Origin of the sequence: Bradyrhizobium sp. CCBAU 53421, assembly GCF_015291625.1 — a bacterium.
GTDB lineage: Bacteria > Pseudomonadota > Alphaproteobacteria > Rhizobiales > Xanthobacteraceae > Bradyrhizobium.
On sequence record NZ_CP030047.1, the window covers coordinates 5,964,524 to 5,989,578 of the forward strand.

Below are 25,055 nucleotides of genomic sequence, written 5' to 3' on the forward strand. Positions count from 1 at the left end.
CCCTCCGATGCCGGCTGATATGCCTCACTACAATCAGCGCTTGCCCTGAACTGAAATGCCCAAGAGTGGCATTGAATTCGCTGGCCGAACAGCGCACCATCCGAAGTAACCAAAATGCGTTGAGAGGCCGTCTGGGGCAGATGCCGTGCTGTGCCCTCAGGCCAACCGGCAGAACCGGTGTGCGACGGACGATGCGGACGGACGCCCTGGTCGAGCGAGACGATCCTTGCGTGACGGTGAGGTTGTCGGCGGCACCCCCTACCGCGGGCCGTCTCCTCATTGAGGGCCCAACTAGGGCATGGACTCGTAACGCGCGATGTTTGGTCCGCACACCACATGCTATAACCGGATATAGAGGTATGCTCCAAGGTCAGTCGACCCAGAACTACCTGCTGCTGCCTACGGCGCACAGCAATATTGCCGCCGTCGAACGGCGGATACGCCATCGCGTCCTGTAGCAGTAGGGAGCGAACCCGCCATCTGAAGCGGATTTAAAACCGACGAGCCCTCTCATCCGCACTTTGACAGCATCTTTTGGAGTATTGCCTCAACCGGCTGCGGCGAAATCCCAAGTTCGACAAGGCCAGGCGACGACACTGTATCGATCTGCATCAGCTCCACCTGATTGCGCGTGAGAATCGGGTTCGGGAGTACTTCGGAAGCCCATGCCAGGGCGTGCCAAACGGCCAGCGGGATCGGGACCAGGATGGGCGCAAGGCCAGCCTGACGCGCGACGATTGCGACCAATTCTTCGTAGGAATAAACGCGAGGGCCGCCACACTCGAAGATCGTCGGTTGCGTCTCGGCTCGCTGGATGATCCGGACAGTCGCCTCAGCCACATCTTCCACGTAGGCTGGCTGCAGTTTCATCGAGCCGCGGCCGAACATCGGATAGATCGGCAGCCGGCGGAGAAGGTTGAGGATTGTCGTAAGAAAGGCATCGTCCGGTCCGAACATGACGGCTGGTCGGATGATATGTGCGCCGGCAAACGTAGCCCTGACCACCAGTTCACCTTCGCCGCGCGCTCGGATGTACCGCGATCGAGACGCGGCATCGGCGCCGATGCCTGACAAGTGAACGAGTCTTTTGACTCCGGCCCGGTGCGCTTGGGCCGCTACCCGTTGGGCGGACTCTACATGAACGGAATGAAACGTCTCACGTCCGTGCTCGACGTAAAGGCTGACGGTGTTGACAGCGGCATAAGCGCCGGCAAGCGCATTTGCGACAGACCGTTCGTCCTGAATATCGGCCCGGACGAACAGAAGTTGGGAATCATGCGGGCCAAACTGACTGCGCCCGCGATCTGGATGCCTTGACGCGATCCGGACGGGAAACTCGTGATCGCGCAGATGCTGAACGATGCGGCGGCCGAGAAAGCCGGTTCCGCCGAATACGGTGACGGTGCGACCGTTCGTTGTCATCCTTTGATCTTGCTCGAGAGACCGCGCCATAGGCCGAGCCGAAGCTGACGTCAGGGCGATGGCCGTCTGTCGGAACAATACCCTCTGGCAGCGACGGTTGGAATGCAGGCCGCTTCGATCCGCTATTGGACGGAAGCCGGAAGTAAAGGTCGAGCGAAGCTGAGTTCGTGCCCGTCGGGGTCAGCTAGGTGGAAAAAGCGCTCACCCCATTCGGCATCGCGGGGCACAGTCGCCGGCTGGTACCCCGCCGCGAGCGCGCGTTCGTAAAGTGCGTCAACATCGGTGACGTAGAAGATGACCCGACCCCACCAGGACCAGCGTCGTTCGGCAGGTTGGTCGATGAGGTTGAGGTAGCTCAAACCTGCTCGAAAGCTGGTGAGCGGTGACCATTCGCCGCCATGCAGGACCTCAAATCCCAGGGCTCGGTAGAATGAGACAGCTCGTGGCATGTCATGGGTGCCCAGCGTGAGCGCGCTGATCCCCTCGATCATGGCCAAAACTCCCCTGTTCTATCTCCCTACGCCATTTGTAGTCGTGGCCCAGAGATTAACCTCTCATGTGTGTCGAACGGCGAGCAAGTCAACGCCGAACGCCCCTTTCCTTGCGTCGCCGCTCTAGACGAGCGGTAGATGCCCAAACTGCTCGAACCGAAAGCGCTGACGCTCTAAACTCTCCATCGCGCCGGCCAAACATCAAGTCCAGGCGCCCACACAACCAATCGATCCCAGTGGCACCCGCGAGAAGGAGCGGAGCATGAAGGGCGATAAAGACGTTATCGAATACCTCAACAAAGCGCTGCGCCACGAGCTCACCGCGGTGAACCAGTACTGGCTGCACTACCGCCTGCTCGACAATTGGGGCTACAAGGTGCTGGCCAAGGCGTGGCGCGAGGAATCGATTGAAGAGATGCAGCATGCAGACAAGCTCATCGAACGCATCATCTTCCTCGATGGATCTCCCAATATGCAGACGCTGGAATCCCTTCATATCGGGAAGACCGTGAAGGCCGTGCTCGATAGCGACTTGCAAGCCGAATTGTCGGCGCGCTCCCTCTACGCTGAAGCTGCGACCCATTGCCATCAGGTCAAAGACTACGTGACACGGGATCTGTTTGAGCAACTCATGCACGATGAGGAAGAGCATATCGATTTTCTGGAAACCCAGATCGAACTCGTCGCGAGGATCGGCCTCGAGCTATATGCCCAGCGTCATATCGGAGAGCTCGACAAGGACTAAAGTACCAACGACTGCTTTTGGCCCATCGCGACATATCGCGCTGCGGCTCCAACTTGGTCGCTATTGGAGCAAAGCGGGGGTAGTCACCAGTCACATGACGCCGCCGGGTTTATAGGTACACGGCCTAATTCAGTCATCTCGTAGATGCGACCTTGGCTCGATCGTTCGCGGACGAGAACGCCTGGTACACCGGTCCGTTCAACGGCGACCCACCCTGTTGCCTTAGGGCCGTACCACATCTGGGCGGCGATGCCCCGACCCGGATTGCGACACGATCGATCCGGGCCTTTCCAACATCCGCTCTTGGACTTGCCTGGCCGCGGCTTCGCTCCGGCGGGACGATGGCCCGCCGGAGCAAAACGACTTCTCACCGTTCCCGCAACGCTTCCTGCTTGTACCTCGCCAGCGGCGAGAGCAGGTAGCTGATGATCCTGCGCGTACCGGTCTTGATCTCGACCGTCACCGCCATGCCCGGGCCGAGCTTGACGAGCTTGTCCTCCACCTGCATGTGCGTCCGGTCGAGCGACACGCGCGCGGCATATTCCAGCTCCTGACCTTTCGGCTCGCTGCTGCTCTGCGTGGCGCCCGACGGGTGGTCATTCGCGCCCTGCATCCTGTCGCGCGTAATGGCATCCGTCGACACGCTGAGCACGTCGCCGTGAAGCAGTCCGTAGCGCGTGAAGTTGAAGGTATCGATCTTGATCTCCGCCGCCTGCCCCGGATGGACGAATCCGATATCGCGGTTGGAGAGCATGGCCTCGATCTCGAGCTGGCTCTCGCTGGGGACCACCACCGCGAGCGCCTGAGCCGGGGTCACTACGCCGCCCACCGTATGAACGGCAAGTTGCTGCACGACCCCGTCGACTGGCGCGGTCAGACGCTGGAGCTTCGTGCGCCGATCCGCCTTGATCACCTCCTGCGCCGCGCTGGCAGCCTTCTGCTCGGCCTTCGCAAGTGCGTCATAGGTCGCGCGGCGATACTCCGCGGCAGCCTTTTCCTTGGTCTCCTTCAGGAGCGCGATCGCCGCATCGGCTTCGCGCAGCCGGCTCTTCTGCAGCACAAGATCCTGCTGCATGGCGACCAGCTCCTGATACTCGGATAGATAGACGACCTTGGAAGCCAGCGCCTTGTCGACGAGGCCCTTGCGGATATCGACCCTCTCCTGCAGCACGGGAATGGTTGCTTCCAGCTTGGCAACACTCGCCGATGTCGTCTCTCGCTCCGCCTCCTTCTGCCCTTGCTGCCGCTCGATTTCAGAAAGCTTGGCATTCTGCTCGGCGCGCTCGCTGATCAGGAACTGGCGATGCATCTCGATCTCGGCGGCGCTTGCGTTTTGCGGTGCATGGAAAGCGGTGAGCGGATCGGCTGCGAGGGCCGCCCGCAAACGCGCTGCGTCGAGTTCGGCCGCCAGCAGATCGCTCTTCTGGCGCTCCTGGTCGGCTTCCGTCATCGTCGGGTCGAGCTCGATCAGAACGTCCCCGGCCTTCACGCTCTGGCCGTCGCGGACCTTGATGGCACGGACCACACCCGTCTCGAACGGCTGGATCAGCTTGGTGCGGCCGCCGGGCACGATCTTGCCGGTCGCCGTGGCGACGATATCAACACTGCCGAGCGTCGCCCATAGCAGCGCGATGCAGAACATTGCGATGATGCTCGCTCCGATCGCACGCCCGATCGGTGACGGTGGCGATTCGGCGATTTCGAGCGCCGCCGGCAGAAATGCAAGCTCATGCTCCCGGCGCCGAAGTTCGCGTCTCGGAAACGGGACGATGTTGCGACTAGCGGACGTCATGGATACCGGCCTGCAGGTAATGAAGATTGGCGTAACGGCCATTGGTCTGGATCAGCTCATCATGGCTGCCGTCCTCGACGATGCGGCCATGCTCGAGCGTGATGATCCGGTTGGCATTACGTACGGTCGACAATCGGTGAGCGATGACGATCACGGTCCGTCCGGCGGAAATCCGCCTCATGTTCTGCTGGATCGCACGCTCGCTCTCGTAATCCAGCGCGCTGGTCGCCTCGTCGAAAATCAGGATGCGCGGGTCGGTGATCAGCGCACGCGCGATCGCGATACGCTGGCGCTGTCCGCCGGACAGGCTGCTGCCGCGCTCACCCACGACGGTATCGTAACCCTCGGGCAGTTCCAGGATGAAGTCGTGCGCGCCGGCCAGCATTGCCGCCTCGATGACGCGTTCCATCGACATGGTCGGATCGGTCAGTGCGATGTTGTCGCGGATCGTGCAATTGAACAGCACGTTTTCCTGCAACACGACGCCGATCTGGCGCCGCAACCAGCTCAGGTCGACCATTGCGAGATCGACGCCGTCGACCAGTACGCGTCCGCTCTCCGGAACATAGAGACGCTGGATCAGCTTGGTGATGGTGCTCTTGCCCGACCCCGACGAGCCAACGATGCCGATGACCTGGCCGGGCTCGATGCTGAAGGACACGTCGTGCAACACCTCGGGGCCGTCGATGCGATAGCGGAAAGTCGCGTGCTCGAACCTCACTTGGCCGCGGATCGGCGGCAAGGCGGCGCGGGACGGAGTGAAGCTCGGCTCCGGAATGGTGTTGAGGATGTCGCCGAGACGATCGATCGACAGACGGGCCTGGTGGAAGTCCTGCCAGACCTGCGCGAGCCGCAGCACCGGCGTGCTGACGCGCGCGGCCAGCATGTTGAACGCGACGAGTTCGCCGACGGTCAACTCTCCGCCAATCACCAGCCGCGCGCCGAAGTAAAGGGTCGCGGCGATGACCAGCTTGTTGATCATCTGGACTGCCTGGCTCGCCGTGTTGTTCAGGCTGAGCACACGGAAGCTGGCGGCGACATAGCCGGCGAGCTGTTCCTCCCAGCGGCGCTGCATCTGCGGCTCGACCGCCATGGCCTTCAAGGTCTCGACGCCGGTGACGCTTTCGACCAGGAAGGCTTGATTCTCGGAGCCGCGATTGAACTTTTCATCGAGGCGCGCGCGGAATAGCGGCGCGGCTCCCGCCGATATGCCGATGTAGAACGGGAAGGACGCGAGCACGATCCAGGTCAACGTCGTCGAGTAGTAGAACATCACGACAAGGAAGACGACCGTGAAAAGAAGGTCGATGACCAGCGTGAGCGCCGAACTCGTCAGGAACTGGCGGATATTCTCCAGCTCCCGGACGCGCGCCACCGAATCCCCGACGCGGCGAGTCTGGAAATAGGCGATCGGCAGTGCCATCAGGTGGCGAAACAGCCTGGCACCGAGCTCGACATCGATGCGGTTTGTCGTATGCGCGAACAGATAGACGCGCAGCGTCTCGAGAATGGCTTCGAACACAGTCAGCACGACAAGGCCGATGACCAGAACGTCGAGCGTGCTCATGCTTCGATGCACCAGCACCTTGTCGATCACCACCTGGAAGAACAACGGTGAGACGACGGCGAAGATCTGAAGGAAGAACGACGCCGCCAGCACCTCGCTGAGCAGGCGGCGATACTTTTGCATGGCGCCGACGAACCAGGCGATATCGAAGCGTCGCGCGAGATCGGTCAGGCTGGCGCGCCGGGCCATCAGAATGAGGCCGCCATCCCAGATGGCCTCGAGCTGGGCCTGGGTGAGTGTTTCGGGACGCGGAGACAGCGGGCGCTGCACGAGAAGCTTGCCGTCGATGAGCTTGCCGAGAATCAGGAAGCTGCCGTCACGCAGCAGTGCAATTCCCGGCAGCGGCGTGACCGCAAGTCTGTCCCAACTGGTCCGCTGCACCCTTGCCTTGAGCCCGAACTCCTTGGCGCAGCGCAGGATTTCAGTAACGCCGAGTCGCGCCGCGCCGACCCGGTGGTGGATTTGGCCGGGATCGGCAGCGATTCCGTGGCAACGCAGCAAGATCGCGAGCGCAATGAGCCCGGATTCGTCGGCGTCTTCGGGGTCGATGCTCGCGGCCGTGGATCCGGTATCCGCGGCCTCGTTCGCAACATCGCCGGAAGCGGCAAAACGCGCCCGCATGCCGGACGTCTTCGTCAACAAGGTATCGCGGGCCTTTGCCAAGCCGTCGCGGATACGCATCAGGAGACCACCGGCGTAGCGGATCGGGCCGGCACCCAGACCACCTGCGCGAGCGCGGATGTCGGCAATCGCATGACGTGCGCGGTGCGCGAAGCTCTGTGAGCCGGGCGAGATCAAGCCGCCATCCCAGATCGCTTCAAATTCCGCACGCGTCATCCGCCGCGGATGCGACGAGGTCGGGTGCAGCACAAGCGCCACCTGGTCCTCGATTTTTCCTAGAAGCAAAAATCCTCCGTCACGCAGCGACGCGATTCCAGGCAGCTGGATGTCCGCCAGCCGCGGCCAATCCATCGTCGTCGCACGGACTTTGACCCCGAATTCGTGCGCGCAACGAAGCATTGCGCGGATGCCTATCCCATCATCTCCGCAGCGATCGCGGAGCTGATCGGGTTCAGTGTTCACGCCATGAAGGCGCAGGAACAGAGCCAGCGCTCGAAACCCCAGATCTGATGGTACGTGGGCATTTCCGTTCTGGATCGCCATTTCGTTACTCTACTCCTCGCGGCTTCCGGCCGCGTTGGTGTTCCTTTTCATGCACATGGAATTCCAATGACGCCCATCCGAGGATACGCGTCACACGCCTGCTCGCAGCCAAAACGGCGCAAGCAATCATCAAAGCACTAGGGCCTCGAACCGCGAGGAGGTTTCAGCGCGACGGGATACTTGAAATTTGCCCCCCCGACTGGCTGAGCGCGCTGGTTAGCGAGCAAAAATGGCGAAAAAACTTTCGAATTGTGATTTATGCACACACAAGTTGTGCCTGAAAACTGACCAAAACTCGGACGTTTTACGCTCACAACGAAGTATCGAATCGGAAGCCGCACGGCGATATTCCGTCAAACGGCAGCCGTCGGCAATCCTCTGTTGTGGATTGGTTTTCACCGCGTCCCTTGCGGCTGCTGACCGACCATTTGTGCCGCGTGGCGTCCCAAAAATTGGACGGTGCCGCACCCGGGCGCAAAGTGCCCAGGTGCGGCAATACGTTAGTGGTGGGGCTTCGTCAGGAACGCGTTCTGCATCCAGGCGGCGCCGTTCGAAATGGCTGCCGCGATCTGCCCCCCGTCGACCCGACCAGAGCTACCCGCCAGATACTGGTTCAGCAGCGCGAAGCTGTGGCTCGCCTGGGACCCTGTGGCCGTATCGTAATTCGCCAAAGAGGTGGTCTGCGGCACGGTAGCTGCCAGCGTGCTGCTGCCCCACTGAAGGTGATGGTGCAGCCCATGGTCCTGGTTTGTCGTGCTCCCTGAGGTTGCGGACGGCCGAGGATCCGTGACGGTGATGGTCTGTGGCGTCGCCGATGCCACAGCGCCGGTAACCGGGTCGGTCGCGCTCGCGGTCAGGGTGAGAGTCGCGACCGGATGAGCATTGCCCTTGTAGTAGGATGTCAGGGTCAATCCGCTGGCGACCTGCGCAGAGCTCAGCGTGATGTCGCCTCCCCTGAACGTCGTGCCATCGCCGGTCGTGATCGTCTCATACTTCGGCAGGCCTTTGATGTTCAGGCTGACTTTATCGTTGGAATCGGTCGTGGACAGCGTTGTCCCCAGGTCGACCTGACCGCCTCTGCCGGCGACCCAGAGCGAGCTGTCCGCGACGGAGAGCACCGGCTGAGTCACCGTCGGTGTGGTTGGCTGCGTCGGCATGATGGGCGTGTTCGAGATCTGAAGACCGGAGAATGTCTTCACCGCGCCCGAGAGATTGGCGGCAAGCCCCCCGGAATCCGTGATGCTCGCGCCGTTCGCGAGACTGACGCCGGTGATGGCGAGCGCCGAGGTATTCGTGTCAGTCGACGCGACTGTCGTCCGGAACGTGAGCGTATTTGTCCCCGAGCCGCCGACATAGGTGGCACTGGCACCATCATTGAGCGACAGCGTCGGCGTACCGTTGACGGTCACAGCCTCGCTCAAGCCGAGCGTCAACGTGACGACATCGCCGACATGCTCGGTTCCGGTGCCCGGCGAAGCGGACACCTGCGTCACCGTCGGCGCGACGTTCGGCGTGGTCGGCTGCGTCGGTGTGGTCGGCTGCGTCGACGTCGCCGCCGCCCCCGTCAACAGTATCATATTTCGGTAATCGACGGCGACGGTCTCGGGCGCCGTCGACCGATAGACCCCGTACTCCCAATTGGTGGCCTGCCCATAGCCCAGGGGGCCGCTGTAGTTCACGACCTGCGTCCCGTTGATCGAGACCTTCAAATACCCACCGCCGGTGTTCGAAACGTCGGCCTGTATCTGAATGTTGTTGTACACACCCGTCTGGATCGGATTGGGGTCAGTCCAGAGCGTGAGCATCTGCACATTGCCGGCCCCGTTGCTCGGATCCTGACCCGGCTGGACATATCTGGCGACAACCTGCAGATGATCGCCGACAAGCTGGATCGCAAATGGCGGCGAGGTGCCGACGCCGCTCGCGTTATCATCATTGTGCATCTGTCCGACGATGAACCAGCCACTTGCCGTATTCACAAATGACCCGTTGGGGCCATTCGGCTCCACCATGAACTGATAGTTCAAGGCGATTGGAGTGCTGCCGGGAATGTTGGTCGCGCCTGAAACCTCGGAGCGATCAACAGATGAGTCATCGTACCAGGCATGATCACCCTGCTGGACTTCGAAGCGCAGGGTTTGCGAGTCAGGATTGGTCAGGCTGTAGCTCGTGCTCGCATCCTGCACTCCGTAGACGTCGCCACCGATCGAAAACCTCGTCATCGGTGTGGAAGAAAATGATGTGATTGTCCCAGTCGTATCCAATTCAGGCCTCCATGGGTCGAAGAGATGCTTCTCTTTGACGCTTACAAGGGAATTTACGGCCGCAGCGCGAAGGCGCGCGACATACCACGCACTCGCAACGCCTACGCCACGAGCGGATTTCCGATGCATCACAGGATCAACTGCGTGCACATTCCAATGCAGTGCGAATCGCCCATCCCCAACTGCTGGGTCGGCTGGTTAATGAGCGAGTATGGCAAAAAAATTTCTTAAAATGGCGATAGTTTGAAACTGCAAAACCGGCGGCGCCGGCGGCATGTACTTGTCGTTGCAGTCAAATTCCGCGTCATTGCAGTGAGGGAGCAAAAAAGTTCTCCACTGATCAAATCCATCTCGGCAAGCGCCATCGCGAATGCTGCAGGTCGCGTAACAAGCAGCGATCGAGCTCGCAAACACGACGGATAACGGAGCACTCGCGAACCGCGCCCACAGAGACAATCAGCTCGATCAGGCGCCATGGGCAGGTTCTTTTGCGTCGCGGTGATCCATGACGCGCGTCCGCGCCGCACCCGTAGCGGCGCGACCAGCCGCAGACGAGACAAGATGTTCGAGGCCTATCACTCAGACCATGTGCGGCCCGAATTCGGCTGCGCCGCATCCAGCTTGAGCGGTCCGCTCATCGCTGGATGAAATCCAGTTCACTTCTGCTGGCTGAGGCCGCGCCGGAAAAGATCCTCAGTCTCTACGCTGGGTTGAACACGAAACGTCGCGACGGAGCATGATGCGCACCGTCCTCGCGGATAAGTCGAGAGGACATGATGACGCAATCTCCCAGGATTACTCCGCCTTTCCCATTGAGGGTCATCCGTGGCCACAGCAATGTCCGGACACAAAGAGCTGGCAGGGATCATGTGCGGGATTTTTGGCTGGGCACTTCGGGGAAAGCACCGGCAAGATTACGACACTCTTGTCCGCCTCACCAACCTCATGAAGCACAGGGGCCCCGACGGCGCAGGCTGCTGGCAAGGCGACACTGCCGGCGGGTGCCATCAAATCAGCTTGGGGCATAGGCGTCTCGCGATCATCGACCTCGAGGGCGGAGCCCAGCCGATGTGGAGCGCTGATGGCTCGATCGGGCTCGTCTTCAACGGAGAGATCTATAACTACGTTGAATTGCGCGAGGAACTCGTCGCTCTCGGACATGCTTTTCGTACGTCCTCCGATACGGAAGTGCTGATCGAAGCCTACCGGGCTTGGGGACTGGACTCGATCAGGCGTTTCCGTGGCATGTTCGCATTCGGGCTATGGGATGCGAGGACCCAACAGCTTGTCCTGGTGCGCGACCCGTTCGGCAAGAAGCCGCTGTTCATAGCCGAGCACTCAGGTCTTTTGTTCGGCTCGGAAATCGAGCCCCTGCTCAAGTTCCCGGGCATGAATACGCGGATCGACCCGCATGCCGTCGGGCATTATCTCCTCAATCGATATGTCCCCGGTCCCAGGACATTCTTTCAAGCCGTGCGCAAGCTTCCTCCGGGCTGCTACCTGGTATGGCGCGAAGGACGCACCAGCATCGCCCGGTACTTCGTACCGCCGTTGGCAACGGCAGAGCCCGACATCACGGACTTCGGCGAGGCGGTCCGGTTGTTCAAGGCGACATTCGATGACGCAGTGCGCATTCGCATGCGGAGTGACGTTGCGTTTGGAGCCTACCTGTCTGGCGGCATCGATTCGTCTGCGGTCGTGGCCGCTATGGTCCGCCATAGCTCTGAGCGCGTGCGCACCTTCTCAGTTGGCTTTCGTGAAGCCAGCTACTCCGAGCTTGATCACGCCCGCACCATAGCTCGTCAATTCGACACCAATCACGAAGAGATCGTACTCGAGCCGCACGACTTCTTGAAAAGCTGGCCGACCGCAGTGCTGCGTCGCGGCGCCCCTGCGGCCGAACCGGCCGATATACCAGTTATGATGTTGTCGCATATGGCAGCGAGCAAGGTGAAAATGGTCCTTACTGGAGAAGGAGCGGACGAACTGCTGGGCGGCTATCCCAAGCATCGAGCCGAGTTGTGGATCGAACTCTACCAGCGACTCGTTCCGCAGACCATTCATGATCGCATCATATCACCCGCAATGCGTGCACTCCCGTACGATATGCGTCGCGCCAAGATCGTGACCACTGCGGCGGGCGAGCGGGATTGGCCGAGCCGGATGCAACTCTGGTTTGGCGGAGTTTCCCTCAACGATCGGGATCGCCTTGTCGGACGCCCCCTACCTGCAACGCCGCCGGATTCCCATCCGTTCTCGATGGCCGCAGGATCGAATGTCCGACGCATGCTGTTCTTCGATCAGACGTCGTGGCTACCCGACAACCTTCTTGAACGTGCTGACCGAATGATGATGGCAGGTTCAATCGAGGGCAGGATGCCATTCATGGACACCAGTCTCGCCAAGCTTGTGGCGCGGTTTCCGGACAAGTTCCTGGTCGGTCGGAGCGGCGGCAAGTCAGTATTGCGAGCAGCGATGCAGCACACTCTTCCACCGGGGACCCTGACGCGCAAGAAAATCGGATTTCGCGTGCCAATCGAAGAATGGTTTCGCGGCCCTTATCGCGAATTTATCTCCGATTTGTTGGTTTGCGATGGTGCGCGTGTTGCATCCTTCTGCAACAGGGGCGTCTTGAGGGAGTTGGTCAACGAGCATCTCGCCCGCCGTCAAAACCACGAAAAGGTGCTCTGGTCCCTGGCCAACCTGGAGTTGTTCTTGCGAGCCTTCAGGCCGTCGAGCCTGGAGACCCTGGCGAGGCATTCCGTTCGGGAACCGATCTGAACGCTCAAGGCAAACACCGACGATATGGCGAGACCACGCGCAGCGATTTGACCAAGGTTTGGCGCCACACGGGCAAACAACGTGGGCAGCCTCACATGTCCGGTTCGGCGAAACTCCGATCGCACGTCGTGTTGCCGGGAATATAATCGAACCACCGATCAATCGACCATGTCGCTCGTGGTCGCGCCTTGCCATGTCGCGCGCGCTCTCTTGTCGGCCACTTTCCGATAAAGGCTGAGATATGCGTCGCACATCGCATCCAGTGAGAATGCCGTTTCAACGCGCCGACGCCCTGCGGCGCCAAACCGATCAGCGAGTTCAGCGTTGTCGATGAGCTTAAGCACGCGGTCGGTCAAAGCACTGACGTCATGGCTCGGCACAAGAAATCCGGTCTGCCCCTCCAGCACCAACTCAGAAGTGCCTCCATCGTTCGTCGCCACAACTGGCTTACCCAATACCATGCACTCGATTATCGCGTTGGAAATGCCCTCCCCGTGCAAATGACTATTGGTCGTGAGAACGCCAACGGTGAAGAGATTGGCAATGCTCTCTACATCGTTCCGCCGCCCCAAAAGCAATATGCGCTCCGAATGCGCGGGCGGAATGCTGTCGCGGATCCGTCGCAGCGTTTCGCCACTACCGATAGCCAGAAACGTGACATCGTCCCTTAGACGGCAGACTCGGCATGCCATCTGGACAAAGGTTTCATAGTCTTTTCTGGGCGTGAAATTGGCCACCATCCCGACAACGTAGGGTGTCACAATGCCTAGAATGCTGCGAAGTTGGGTCTTATCCTTCAGGTTGGATATCCTGCCAGGGCTGAACCCATTGTAGATGCAGAGACCTTTGCGCGCAGGAATACCATAGGCAGCCAGCCCCGCACGCGAATTGGCAACAACAACGTCCGAAAACGGAATAGTCAGCTTGCCTCTCACATAGCCTTCATTCCAAAGCCTCATATGCGAGGGAGCATCTCGCACGAACCCATTTACGAAGGCCGTACCGCACATTTTCGCTATTGGCGCCGCATAGATGGAGCACATCGAGCCCCACGAGTGAATGACATCTATTCTTAGATCGGCAACCAGGTCGTATAGCCTCTTGAAGAGACGCAGATCCTTCTTGCCCCTCCGATGAAGCTGAATAACCTGCGCATGTTCGCGGTCAATTTCGAGGCAAACCTCGTCCTTGTCCATAACAGCGACGAACGACCTGATGTCGCGGTGAATGGCAAGTCCTTTCAGCAATTCGACGACTTGTCTTTCCTTCCCTCCCGGGCCGAGACGTTCGATAAGGTGCAGTATGCGCATCTCAGCGCCCTCCCGAGTGAACTGATCCAGTCCACCCCGCAGCGCGTCGTTCAGCGCTACATTCAACGTTGTGACCCCAGCAGCATGTGAGCTGCCGATTGAATGCCGCTGATGCGCGCCTCGAATTTAGCTGTCGTATCGAATTGCCCCCCAACGCCGAGACGAGGAAGCGCAAAATGATCTGACTTGAGACCGGACAGTTGCCCATGCCGAGTTGTCACTGCGGTTGAAAAGCCGATCTCCCTTGCGAGGTCCGCTTCCCTGGGGCCGCACGCCTTGGAGTCACCGTAAGGATAAGCGAAGTGCTGAACCGGAAGCTGCAGCAATTGTTCCAGATAGCGGCGGTTATCTGCCATTTCGGCCCGTGCGGAGGCAGTATCGATGCACGATAAGGCGGCATGAGATTCGGTGTGCCCGCCGATTGACGCGAGAGGATGTCGCGCCAGATCTTGAAGCTCGCGCTCATCGAGGAAGTATGCCTCATTTTGGGCCGACAATGACAAACCTGCCTTTCTGAAGGTTGGATCAAGCGTTGCAATCCGGTGATAATCTTGATGAATCCACTCGGTTACCTCGTTCAGACCCGCCATCTTTTCGCGTAGCCGGGGACAATGGAATCGCCTGTCCATCGCCTCGATCGTTACCGTGTCTCCAGAGCGAAACATTTCACGCAAACCCAGCCACCACGCCTGCAACGTCCGTTTTGGTGCGCCGGTGGGAACGTAGATCGTGAACGGAGCGTTGAATCGCTCGAGGATTGGAAGCGCCGTCGTGACATTGTCCCGGTAGCCATCGTCAAAAGTAAGCGCCGCACAGCGGCGGCCCGTCCCGGCATCCGACGCCAATCGCTCGAGAGCTGTCGCCAGGCTTACAATCTCCCTGCCTTCCTGCTGCAGCCAATTGAGCGAATATTCAAAGAGACCGACTGAAGTCCCGGTCATCAATTCCGAGCGGCCATCCTGCTGGACCTCATGGAACATGAGAATAGCCACCGGGCCAGCAAAGATCTTGCGGAAGGCCGGCATCAGACCAGACCAACGGGCAATTCCGATTACGCTGTTCGTGACAAGCTGCTTCACTCTGGCTCACCGTAAGAACAACGACCGCTCGCCTCCGCCGGCCGACGCGACGATCCCGGCGACGACGCTTTTTCCGCGAAGCGCATCGCCGTCATCCACTCCGTAGCAAACGCCTGCCGACCGTTCTTGCCCTGAAGTTCGACAGAACGTCGGTATATACTCCGACGATTCTTTCCACGGTGTGCGCCTGGTCATATCTCGCCATCGCGGCCCGCCCCTGAAACTCGCCGCTCAGCGACCAGTCAAAGGCCTCCCGAAGGCTGCGCGCAATCGTGCCGGCGTCCGGCGGACATATCCACGTCCCCGCGATGCCATTTAGCTGTTCACGGACGTCGCCGACATTGGTCGACACCACCGGAAGATTGCAAGCGAGAGCTTCCTTGATGGAGGTCGGTGACCCCTCATAATCCGAACTAAGAAGCAGGGCGTTCGCCGCGCTGTAATACCAGGGCATCTCCTCGTTCGGCACATTGGTGATCGTCATCAACTGCGCGTCGACGCCCTCCTGCACCAGTCGGTCGAGCGACGCTCTTGCCAGATCGTAGCGCTTCTCAGGGCGTGTCGGATCAAACGGAAACAGGACGACGAATTTATCGTTGGACCAATGCAGCCGTGCTCGCGCCTCGTTGCGGTCGTACGGCTTGAATACGTCGAGGTTGACCCCACAGGGGATCACGGTTCCGGGAATCCACTTCCGCATCTCGTCCGACACGACGATGATGGCATCGGCGAAATGCGACACCAGTCGCGTAGACAGCCTTTCAAGGATATTCCCGAGTACATCAGTCCCGTGCAGCGTGATGACGAGTGGCGCCCGCAACCGAAACATTGCGGGATAGGCCGAAAATCCGTAGTGCGCATGGACGATGTCGTAAGTCGTCGCGCCGGTCATTCGCACGACATCGACGGTGCCCTTCAGATAGTTCAGCTTCGACTGGGACCCGACCATGTTGATGACGTCGACCGTATGGCCGAACCGCCGCAGCTGCTCTACCTGCTGGTAAACGAAGGCCCCGGAGCCTGGCCTCTCCGGGCTCGGATACATGGCGGTGACACAGAGTATCCTCACGATCACTCCCCTGAGGCTTTGGCAGTGCAGCCGGCCCCGTTGAGCTTGCGTCGGGCTTCCGCAGGGACGCCCGTCACGAGCGTGTTGTCAGGCACGTCCTTCGTCACCACCGCGCCGGCGCCGACGATAGCGCCGATACCAATTCTGACACCCGGCAGGAGGTTGGCGCCCACGCCGATCGCCGCGCCGCGCGCGATCGTGGGCCCGAGCATCGGCGAGCCGTCGTAGCCGTTCCGGCCGATCGCGTTGTCGTTCGACGTGCCGACACAGCCCGATATGAACACGTCGTCTTCGATCGTCATATTACCGGCCAGCCAGGTATGATCCTGCACACGGACGCGATCGCCGATACGCGTATTGTAGTTGACCGTAACGTACCGTCCGACAACCGTCTTCGAACCGATCCGCGATTGCTCACGGATCGAGGCGCCATCACCGATCAGGGTCCCCGCGCCGAGCGAGACGTCGTAGAAGATGACCGCATGCGGCCCAATTGAACAATCGGCACCGATATCGATCCATGCTTCAAAATGCGGCGCCCGCGACAACGCGCCGGCACCCTTGGGTACCTTCCCGATATAGGCTCCTGGGAAGATCTCGACATTGTCCGCTATTCTCACGCCACTCTCGATCACGACATGCGGGTGAATGACCACCCTGTTGCCGATCGTGACACCTGACCGCACCACGGCGAACTCAGCGATCGTCACGTCCGCACCGATCGCCTCGGTCTCGACCACGGCCTGTGCACTAATTCGATTCATCGTCACACCTTCCCGCCGCCGGCGTCCATCGCAACGGGCTCCCGCTGCAGTTCATGGTGCCTTTCGCGGCCCACAACCGCAAGCACAGTCGCAGCGACACGGCGCACCTGGTCGCGCGTGAGCTCCGGGAACATCGGCAGCGACAGTGATCGAGCCGCCATCGCTTCGCAGCACGGCAAATCGCCCTGCTTGTAGCCGAGATAGGCGAACGCAGGCTGGAGATGCAGCGGCAACGGATAGTGGATTCCGCTCGCCACGCCGACCTCGTCGAGCCGCTTGCGGATTGCGTCCCGCTCGTTCGCGATGATCACGTACAAATGGTAGACGTGCGTGGATCCCGTTCGAACGAAAGGCGTCTTGATGCCCGAGTGCCTCAACTCCGCGGTGTACCACTCAGCAGCACGCCGCCGATGGTCGTTCCACTCATCGAGGCGTCGGAGCTTGACTTGGAGAACTGCGGCCTGGAGAGCATCGAGCCGGCTGTTGAACCCGACCTCGGCGTGGTTGTAATGCGTGGTTCGACCGTGGTCACGCAACCGTTCGATCCGCTCTGCGATCGCCGCATTGTTGGTGGTGACCGCTCCTCCATCGCCATAAGCCCCGAGGTTCTTCCCCGGATAAAACGAAAAGCAGGCTATGTCACCAAGCGCCCCGGTTCGGATCCCCTGATACTCTGCTCCATGCGCTTGGGCTGCGTCCTCAATCACGAAGAGGCCGCGCCGCCGTGCGATGTCCTTGATCGGGCCCATGTCGGCCGGCTGGCCGAAGAGGTGAACTGCAACGATCGCCTTCGTGCGGCTTGTCAGGGCCCGTTCGATCAGCCTCGGATCGATCGTCTGGGTATCGGGATCGATATCGACGAATACCGGCTGCGCTCCTGTCGCTACGATCGCCGCAGCGGTGGCGATGAACGTATGGGCGGTCGTGATCACCTCGTCACCATGACCAACGCCCAACGCCCGGAGCGCCAGATGAATGGCGTCCGTGCCGCTCGCCACGCCGCGCGCATAGGGCACCCGGCAATAGGCGGCAAAATCTCTTTCGAACGAAGCCAGTGCTTCGCCGCCGATGAACTGCGTGGATTCGAGAACGCCTCGAATTGCCTCGGCGACCTCATCCTTTAGCGTCGCATATTGTGCCTTGAGATCTACGAACGGAATTTTCATTTTCCAGCCTCACCAGGATCCATCTCTATCGCTCGAGACTCTCATCGAGCACCGTGGCCCCGCAGCACCGCGGGAACCGTTAGGACAATCAGCTTCAGGTCGGTCCACAAGGTCCAGTTCATTGCATATTCGACGTCCATCTCGAGCATCGCGTCCGGGCACAGGCGACCACGGCCGCGAACCTGACAAAGTCCGGTGATGCCGGGCTTCACGATATGACGTCTATGATGCCAGTCGCGGAAGTACTCGAGTTCATAGGGGATCGCGGGCCGCGGGCCGACGATGCTCATTTCGCCTCGCAATACGTTGAGGAGTTGCGGCAATTCGTCGATACTGGTTCTCCGCAGCAACCGCCCCACGCGCGTCACGCGAGGATCATCTGTCAGCTTGTATGGGGCATCAGGGTCGTTCGAGAGAACCTCCTTCGCCCAAACCCGGCGAATGGCATCGCGATGGACGTTTTCGTCGGCCTTGTGATGGAGCGTTCGGAACTTGAAGCAATTGAATGGCTTCTCGTCTCGTCCGACCCGGCGCTGGCAAAAGATTGCCGGCCCGGGGCTGTCGAGGCGGATCGCTACCCACACCGCTACAAGGAACGGGGCCAGCAAAAGGATCGCGGTGACGCTGACAGCGATGTCGAACGCCCGCTTAACGACTTCCCGCGGGCTCGCCTTCCATCGCAAGGCTTCATCTAACGACAATTTCGGCAGCCCCCGCCGACGCGTTCCGCCGCAAAAACGCCGGGTGATGTGTTCCGTTGCCACGGTGCTCCTGGTTGAGCCGTAGACATTCCGATGCAGCTTCGAGCGCTTCGACGACGCGCAGGCCATGTGCTGCGTTCGCAACGGGCTGTCCCCCGGTCTTGATTGCGTTGACGAAGTCGATCAACTCGAGCTTCAACGGTTCGCTGCTGGATATCGCGGGGATATGAACATCGCCATGATGATAGGCTGACTGGAAGTCGGCGTAGGAGTCGCCGCTGATCCGCGGCCTGAAACGCTTCTGGTAGACGCGAACCTTCTCGGACGGCTCCACGTCGTCGAACACCAACATCGCATCGCTTCCGACGACCGTGATCTGGCGCACCTTGACGGGATCCAACCATGAAACATGCACATGTGCGGTCGGCCCGCTCTTGAAGCCCAACTTGGCGTAAACGACATCCTCGACATCCGGCAGAACGTGCGCGCAACCCCAAGCGCCGATGTTTTGCGCGACCTCCTCAAGCAGGAAGAAGATGATCGAGAGGTCATGCGGCGCCAAATCCCATAGGACATTGGCATCGGGCCGGTAAAGGCCGAGATTCAAGCGCCGCGAGTCGATGTAGTAGAGCTCGCCGAGAGAGCCGCTCCGAACCATCTGGCGCATGACACCCACCGCCGGATGGTACTCGAACGTGTGCCCGACCATCAGAACGCGCTTCCGTTCTTCGGCGATCGCAATCAGCTCGCGGCAATGCGCGCTCGTCATGGCCAACGGCTTCTCGACAAGCGCGTGCTTTCCGGCCTCGAGCGCTGCCCGCGCCAGCTCGAAGTGCGTCACGGCGGGCGTGGCGATAATCACCCCGTCGATGGAAGAGTTATTCAGGATCGCGTCGAAGTCACGCGAAACAGCGACGGAAGGATACTGCGATTTGACATATTCCAGTCTGTCAGATCGCATGTCGGCGGCCATCGATACCCTTGCGCCGATATCGTGGCCAACGCGGATGTGCTTTGCGCCCCAGTAGCCGCACCCGATGACGGCGAGCGATGGGCCGCCTTTTGCGGTCTCAACCGCGCCGTCGGTCTTGTTCTGGGCATCAACCAAGCCAGGAGCGAATTTGGAATATAATTGTTTCGACATGTTTGCCACGATCACGCCAGAGGAAATGCAAGGGTGAAAATCAGTATCCTCACGAGCACGGTTATCTCGCCATGTTGGCTCCCTGATTGAAGGCCTTAGCGTGCGTTCAGGCAGGATAGCCGGTTGGGCGCGCGCGCCGCTGTAGAACACGGATTATGGCTGACGCCCATCGGGGGTACCCCGCCGTTGGCGCGGTGAGCGCAGGAGCTTCGCACGCAGTGCGATGGCCGGACCCGGTGCGTCAGAGAGCCGCGCACCACATTGTAATCAATCACCTTTTTTGACTTGCAATAGCGGTCGGCACGCCCGGACCGACATCAACCGCCCGCGGTCATCGTCTCGTCACGTCTCCACCAATGTCGCACGTCGGCAATTCGTCTTGCGGCACCCCGCCCCCGAACACGTTTACGCGGAAGCTAGTCCGCCAGCCCAGGCTCACGCCGACTGCAGGATTCACAAATCCCCGACTGCGTGACTCCCAATCCGGTTTCGACAAGCCCGCCGTGCCGCATACCGCGGATTGGTTAGGCCGGGACCACCATTGCGCATCCGTCCACAGTGGAAACTTCGCCATCTTTCGTATAGGACTCCTCAAAAGAAGCGCACAAGCACGAGGTCACGAACAATCTGCAGGAGGCCTGGTGGCCTGACCAACAGATGCGGCACAACCCACGGATGAAACGCCGACGCTATGGCCAAAGGCACTTCGATCGCAGTCCTGCTCCGCGGTAGCGCTCCATCGACCAATGATTGCAGCCTGACGGAAATACTTGACCTCTTTGAAATTCCCTGGACGGCGCTGACAGTTGATGAAGCGCGCGGGGATAAGGTAGCCGCGCTAGCAGCAGGTCGTCAGCAATTCTCCATCCTGACCTCCGCAGCCTGTCTCGCCGAAGTCCTGCAGCGCAGCGAGACCGAGGCGCCTCCGACGTGGTTGGCGAGAGCCACTTCAGTTTTCGTCTATGGATTTCAAGTAACGGATCCCTGCAAGTCCATCCTGCGCCAGATCACCGGAGATCCCGAGGCTGAAATTCGCGGACCCGGTCAGAGCCCAACGACCGTATCAGTCACCGATTCTTTTCCCGAAATGTGCGGTCCAATGTCGGGACTGCAAATCCAACTGGAGCGGGCCGCCAATACCGCGCTCGTCGTCCGCAATAGCAACCTTCAGAGCATCGTCGGAATGCGCGAGGGACACCTGTTCGCGGAGTTCACTTATTCCGGTGTCCGCTTTTTTGCCGACTCTTCACTGGCGATCGTGGACATTCGCGAGCGGACCGCAACTTACTTCGATGTGAAGAAGTGCTTCGCCGGCGCGGTGCCAATCGTGATGTATCTGAAGTGGGCGTTCCGCGACGTTTGCTTGACGAGCGTTGAAACAAGCGCCTGCCTGATCATTGACGATCCACCCTTGTGGCCACGGTACGGTCTCCTCGATTTTGACGACCTACTGCGGCTCGCCGACAAGCTGACATTCGCAACGACCATTGCCTTCATCCCATGGAACTGGAGACGAACAAATCGCGACACCGTCGCGGCCTTTCGGGGAAGCGGCGGGAAATTGTCCATCTGCGTGCACGGCTGCGATCATACACGGGGGGAATTTGCAGCCCGCTCGCTTGAGCTGCTCGACAGAAAGCTGAGAACCGCCAGAATTCGGATGCAGGCGCTTCGCAAGAATACCGCGCTGAACCACGAAAACGTGATGGTTTTCCCGCAAGGGGCATTCTCGCCCGAGGCCGCCTCGGCGCTCAAGCGCAATGGCTTCACCGCGGCCGTGAACACCGAGGTCGCACCAACCGATGGTGCCTTGAACGAAACCACACTCGCCGATCTCTGGAGTGTCGCCATCGTCCGGTATGCAAGCTTCCCAATTTTTACCCGACGATACATCCACCACGGCATCGAAAACTTCGCGTTTGACGGACTCCTGGGCAAGCCGTGCTTCATAGCCGGACACCACGACCTTCTCCGTGGCCGGGGCAGCGAACTGGCGACATTCCTCCGGCTTCTCGCATCCTTGCAGTGGAAACTCTGCTGGCGACCGCTCGAGGACGCCGTTCGCCGCAGCTACGGCGTTCGATCCAACGGCGAAACAATCCTGGTAAAGATGCTTGCCGAGCGGCTTCTCTTCGAGAACGTCGGGGCCACGACGCGACGGATTTGCGTCATGAAGCGCGAACCACAGGTCGCTTCGCTAGAGGGCGTTGAAGTTAACCAAGACCTCATCGCGTACGAATACATCGACGGACATGTTAGAGTGATTGTCGACGTCCCGCCGGGCGGCTCGGCGGATATACGGTTCATCTATCGCGAACAGTTGCATGGTTCACCGGCCTCAGAATCGATCCGATACCGGTTCGGGGTGGCCGTTCGGCGATATCTATCTGAACTGCGTGACAATTGCGGTCACCGGCTGCGTTCTCGCGCGTAGCCGGATACGAACAAGGCGGCGTGATCAATCCTCTTCGATCCCGACACATTGCCTCTGTCAGGACGCTTTGTGCATCGGCGCCTCCCGCTCGCTCCGCCCAACTTGTCGGCTCTCGGCAGCGGCTACCACGCGCCGCCGCGGCGCGGACCGAACCGCGAGTTTCGGGCCAATCCATCATCGAATAGCTCAGCGGTTCTCGAGTTCGATCAACGGATCGGCAATCGCCGTTCCAGTCGGCCTTCCCTTGCCGAAAACCGGAATAGGTAGCCCGAAAAAGTTCAGGCTCCATAAGCCTGAACGAATACAATCGGGCTGCACTTTGGACGACGTTGCGGACGCGTAATGCTTTCTCAGAGTGCCTCCCGAAGACCATTTCTGAATGAAGCGTCGACCTTGAAGACACCCCCCTAAGCAGCCGCCAGTGTTGCCGGCGCAACCTGATGCACGTGATGGATCAAGATGAAAATAGCGGTGTTCGGACTCGGTTACGTAGGCATGACGGCAGCGGCTTGCCTCGCAAGGCAAGGGCACGAAGTCATCGGCGTCGACATCAGCGATGAGAAAGTCGCGATCGTCAACGCGGGTCAATCTCCGATTACGGAACCCGGCCTCGATCAACTCATAGAATCCGCCGTCCGAAAGCGCTTGCTGAGCGCAACCAAGGACGCGAGCGGGCATCTCGACGGCTGCACGTTGGCAATCGTGTGCGTGGGAACGCCCAGCGCGCCGGACGGATCTCACAACATGAGCTTCGTCGCTGAAGTTTCCCATCAGATCGCAGACCTGATCGGTGCCACTCGCACGACAGCCCTAACCGTCGTGTTTCGTTCCACGATGCGGCCCGGCACCATCGAGGATCTGGTTCTCCCGATTTTCGAAAGCGCATTGAACGGCAGGATGGAGTTCGTCGACGTCGTCTATAATCCCGAGTTCCTGCGCGAGTCGGTAGCGATCGAGGACTTCTTCAATCCGCCGAAGATCGTGGTCGGAACAAAGGACGGGGAACGGTGTCCGGTCCTTGACGAGTTGAACGCGGGCATCGCGGCGCCCGTCTTCTACACCACCTATCGCACGGCCGAGATGACGAAGTTCGTCGACAACTCGTTCCACGCAGTGAAGATTGCCTTTGCCAACGAGGTCGGTCGCGTCTGCGACAAGCTCGGCATCAGCGCGGCCACCGTTCACAAGATTTTCGTCTCCGACACCAAGCTCAATGTCTCACCGTACTATCTGAGGCCAGGTGGCGCATTCGGCGGCTCCTGCCTGCCCAAGGACGTTCGCGCGCTCCAATACATCGCAAGCGACGTCGGGGCGCACACCTGGCTCGTGGATTCAGTGCTCAGATCGAACGACGAGCACAAGAATTTCCTGTTTGAGAATTGCTTGAAAGCAGTCCCGCCCGGCGGACGCGTACTTATGCTGGGGCTTGCCTTCAAGGAGAACAGTGACGATCTTCGCGAAAGTCCGAATATCGACCTGGCTCGCAAATTCCTCCGCTTGCACATCGGCCTGTCGATCTACGATCCGCACGTCGAGCCGTCGAAACTGCTGGGGCAGAACCTCGGCTATGCGTTCGCCAATCTGCCCGCCCTCCGCAAGTTGCTGATCGCAAAATCCGCCGCCGAATCGGAGCTATTCGACCTTGTCATCGATACCCGAGGGTGGGCAAAGCAAATGGCGCTGAACGCAAAGCGGGTAATTGATGTCAACACTCTCTCATGACGACACCGTTGCGCGACAATCCGAACAAGCAGGCGTTGGCTTGGTTCGTGGCCGGGTCCTGATCATCGTCGAGAATCTTCCGGTCCCGTTCGACGGTCGGGTGTGGTCGGAGGCGACCACGTTGGCGCGGCATGGCTACGAGGTGTCTGTGATTTGCCCCAAGGGACAGGGCGCAACGGCCCCATTCGAGATGCTCGAGGGAGTAGCAGTCTATCGCCATTGGATGCCTGCGGAAGGTCGCGGGGTGCTGGGTTATGCGATCGAGTACAGCGTGGCGCTGTTCTGGGAATTCCTGCTGAGCGTAAAGGTTCTCGCGACACGCGGATTTGACGTCATCCACGCGTGCAATCCGCCCGACCTGATTTTCCTGGTCGGTGCATTTCATAAATTTCTGTTCGGGAAGTCTTTTGTTTTCGATCAGCACGACGTCAATCCGGAGCTCTACGAGGCGAAATTCGGACGTCGTGGCTTTCTTTGGCGCATTATGCTCCTGCTTGAACGCGTCACATTCGCGTTGTCGGACGTATCGATTGCCACCAACCAATCGTATCGCGCTATTGCGATTGAACGGGGCCGAATGAGCCCGGATCGTGTGTTCGTTGTGCGCTCCGCTCCGAACGTGTCCCGCGTTCGCTCACTTCCACCGGATCCCTCCTGGAAGAAGGGACGAAAGTATCTTGTCGGATATGTCGGCCTCATCGCGCGACAGGAGGGGCTCGACCTGTTGCTGGATTCGATCAAGCACATCCGCAGCACACGGAACCGCGAGGATATCCAGTTCGTGATCGTCGGAGGCGGACGGGAATTGGAGGATCTCAAGAAGCTTGCGATGGCGCTCGAACTGAATGACGTGGTCACATTTACCGGCCGCGTCGATGACGACACGCTATTCACCATCCTGTCGACGGCCGACGTCTGTGTGAATCCGGACCGCCCCAGCTCGATGAACGACATATCGACGATGCACAAGATCATGGAGTACATGACGCTGGGCAAGCCGATCGTCCAATTTGACCTCACGGAAGGCCGCTTTTCGGCGGGAGATGCATCGTTGTACGTGCCGAATGCGGACACCGCCGAGTTCGGCGATAAGATACTGGAGCTTCTGGAAGATCCGGCGAGGCGCGAAGCTATGGGCGCATTCGGTCAACAGAGAATCAACGACGAACTGGCCTGGCATCATGCATCGACGAAGCTTCTCGCGGCTTATGAAAAGGTATTCAAGCTAAGGGGCAGATGAAGACACGAGCCTCTTCCTTTGCCTTTCAGCAGATGCCTGGTCCCAAACCCCATCAGCGCAGACCACCAGACCTACGGCAGGCTGATCCCAGCAGCTCAACGCCGCATGCCCAATCCGCCAATCGACCGCGCCAGGCGGACAACCCCGCAGAACAAGAGTTCAGTCGCAGATCGTTTGCTTCACCGCGGCTGCCATCCATC

At 60.0% G+C, this 25,055-nt stretch carries 17 protein-coding genes; 5 read left to right on the top strand and 12 right to left on the bottom strand.

The window, feature by feature from the left end; translation table 11 throughout:
• Positions 1 to 510: 510 nt before the first annotated feature.
• On the bottom strand, positions 511 to 1,422 hold the full coding sequence (locus XH92_RS28510; protein ID WP_194455081.1) for a complex I NDUFA9 subunit family protein: 912 nt from the start codon (positions 1,420 to 1,422) through the stop codon (positions 511 to 513).
• Between the two features lie 122 nt (positions 1,423 to 1,544).
• Positions 1,545 to 1,913: a VOC family protein gene (locus XH92_RS28515; protein ID WP_194455082.1), complete on the bottom strand. Its 369-nt coding sequence runs from the start codon at positions 1,911 to 1,913 to the stop codon at positions 1,545 to 1,547.
• A 262-nt stretch (positions 1,914 to 2,175) separates the two neighbouring features.
• Between XH92_RS28515 and bfr the strand changes: the two genes are divergently transcribed.
• Positions 2,176 to 2,658, top strand: a complete 483-nt coding sequence (gene bfr / locus XH92_RS28520; protein ID WP_194455083.1) for a bacterioferritin — start codon at positions 2,176 to 2,178, stop codon at positions 2,656 to 2,658.
• A 367-nt stretch (positions 2,659 to 3,025) separates the two neighbouring features.
• On the opposite strand, the gene XH92_RS28525 is transcribed toward bfr, so the two are convergent.
• The 3 genes from XH92_RS28525 to XH92_RS28535 form a co-directional block, all read right to left on the bottom strand.
• Complete coding sequence (locus tag XH92_RS28525; RefSeq protein ID WP_194455084.1) at positions 3,026 to 4,450, bottom strand: HlyD family type I secretion periplasmic adaptor subunit; 1,425 nt, start codon at positions 4,448 to 4,450, stop codon at positions 3,026 to 3,028.
• Positions 4,437 to 7,100 (bottom strand): type I secretion system permease/ATPase, encoded by a 2,664-nt coding sequence (locus XH92_RS28530; protein WP_246788590.1) that lies wholly within the window; start codon positions 7,098 to 7,100, stop codon positions 4,437 to 4,439. The genes XH92_RS28525 and XH92_RS28530 overlap by 14 nt, the downstream gene beginning before the upstream one ends.
• 581 nt (positions 7,101 to 7,681) lie before the next feature.
• Positions 7,682 to 9,445 (bottom strand): heparin lyase I family protein, encoded by a 1,764-nt coding sequence (locus XH92_RS28535; protein ID WP_194455086.1) that lies wholly within the window; start codon positions 9,443 to 9,445, stop codon positions 7,682 to 7,684.
• Between the two features lie 825 nt (positions 9,446 to 10,270).
• Between XH92_RS28535 and asnB the strand changes: the two genes are divergently transcribed.
• Positions 10,271 to 12,226, top strand: coding sequence for an asparagine synthase (glutamine-hydrolyzing) (gene asnB, locus XH92_RS28540; protein ID WP_246787692.1), 1,956 nt, complete (start codon positions 10,271 to 10,273; stop codon positions 12,224 to 12,226).
• Positions 12,227 to 12,384: 158 nt separating this feature from the next.
• On the opposite strand, the gene XH92_RS28545 is transcribed toward asnB, so the two are convergent.
• The 7 genes from XH92_RS28545 to XH92_RS28575 form a co-directional block, all read right to left on the bottom strand.
• Complete coding sequence (locus XH92_RS28545) at positions 12,385 to 13,536, bottom strand: glycosyltransferase (protein ID WP_194455087.1); 1,152 nt, start codon at positions 13,534 to 13,536, stop codon at positions 12,385 to 12,387.
• 62 nt (positions 13,537 to 13,598) lie between these two features.
• A complete protein-coding gene (locus tag XH92_RS28550) occupies positions 13,599 to 14,615 on the bottom strand; it encodes a polysaccharide deacetylase family protein (RefSeq protein WP_246787694.1) in 1,017 nt (338 codons plus the stop codon).
• A gap of 91 nt (positions 14,616 to 14,706) precedes the next feature.
• Positions 14,707 to 15,684 (bottom strand): glycosyltransferase, encoded by a 978-nt coding sequence (locus XH92_RS28555; RefSeq protein WP_194455088.1) that lies wholly within the window; start codon positions 15,682 to 15,684, stop codon positions 14,707 to 14,709.
• 2 nt (positions 15,685 to 15,686) lie between these two features.
• The gene (locus tag XH92_RS43755) at positions 15,687 to 16,424 is read right to left on the bottom strand and encodes an acyltransferase (RefSeq protein WP_210345482.1); all 738 of its coding nucleotides are present in this window, start codon (positions 16,422 to 16,424) and stop codon (positions 15,687 to 15,689) included.
• 26 nt (positions 16,425 to 16,450) lie between these two features.
• The gene (locus tag XH92_RS28565) at positions 16,451 to 17,614 is read right to left on the bottom strand and encodes a DegT/DnrJ/EryC1/StrS aminotransferase family protein (protein ID WP_194455090.1); all 1,164 of its coding nucleotides are present in this window, start codon (positions 17,612 to 17,614) and stop codon (positions 16,451 to 16,453) included.
• A gap of 41 nt (positions 17,615 to 17,655) precedes the next feature.
• Positions 17,656 to 18,315, bottom strand: a complete 660-nt coding sequence (locus XH92_RS28570) for a sugar transferase (RefSeq protein WP_194455091.1) — start codon at positions 18,313 to 18,315, stop codon at positions 17,656 to 17,658.
• Positions 18,302 to 19,459 (bottom strand): Gfo/Idh/MocA family protein, encoded by a 1,158-nt coding sequence (locus tag XH92_RS28575; RefSeq protein ID WP_194455092.1) that lies wholly within the window; start codon positions 19,457 to 19,459, stop codon positions 18,302 to 18,304. Before XH92_RS28575 ends, XH92_RS28570 begins: the two co-directional genes overlap by 14 nt.
• Positions 19,460 to 20,150: 691 nt before the next feature.
• On the opposite strand from XH92_RS28575, the gene XH92_RS28580 reads away from it, so the two are divergent.
• The 3 genes from XH92_RS28580 to XH92_RS28590 all read left to right on the top strand — a co-directional run bounded on the left by XH92_RS28580 (position 20,151) and on the right by XH92_RS28590 (position 24,855).
• Complete coding sequence (locus tag XH92_RS28580; protein ID WP_194455093.1) at positions 20,151 to 21,893, top strand: hypothetical protein; 1,743 nt, start codon at positions 20,151 to 20,153, stop codon at positions 21,891 to 21,893.
• 459 nt (positions 21,894 to 22,352) lie between these two features.
• Positions 22,353 to 23,615, top strand: coding sequence for a nucleotide sugar dehydrogenase (locus XH92_RS28585; protein ID WP_194455094.1), 1,263 nt, complete (start codon positions 22,353 to 22,355; stop codon positions 23,613 to 23,615).
• Positions 23,596 to 24,855, top strand: coding sequence for a glycosyltransferase family 4 protein (locus XH92_RS28590; RefSeq protein WP_194455095.1), 1,260 nt, complete (start codon positions 23,596 to 23,598; stop codon positions 24,853 to 24,855). The genes XH92_RS28585 and XH92_RS28590 overlap by 20 nt, the downstream gene beginning before the upstream one ends.
• Positions 24,856 to 25,055: the final 200 nt, after the last annotated feature.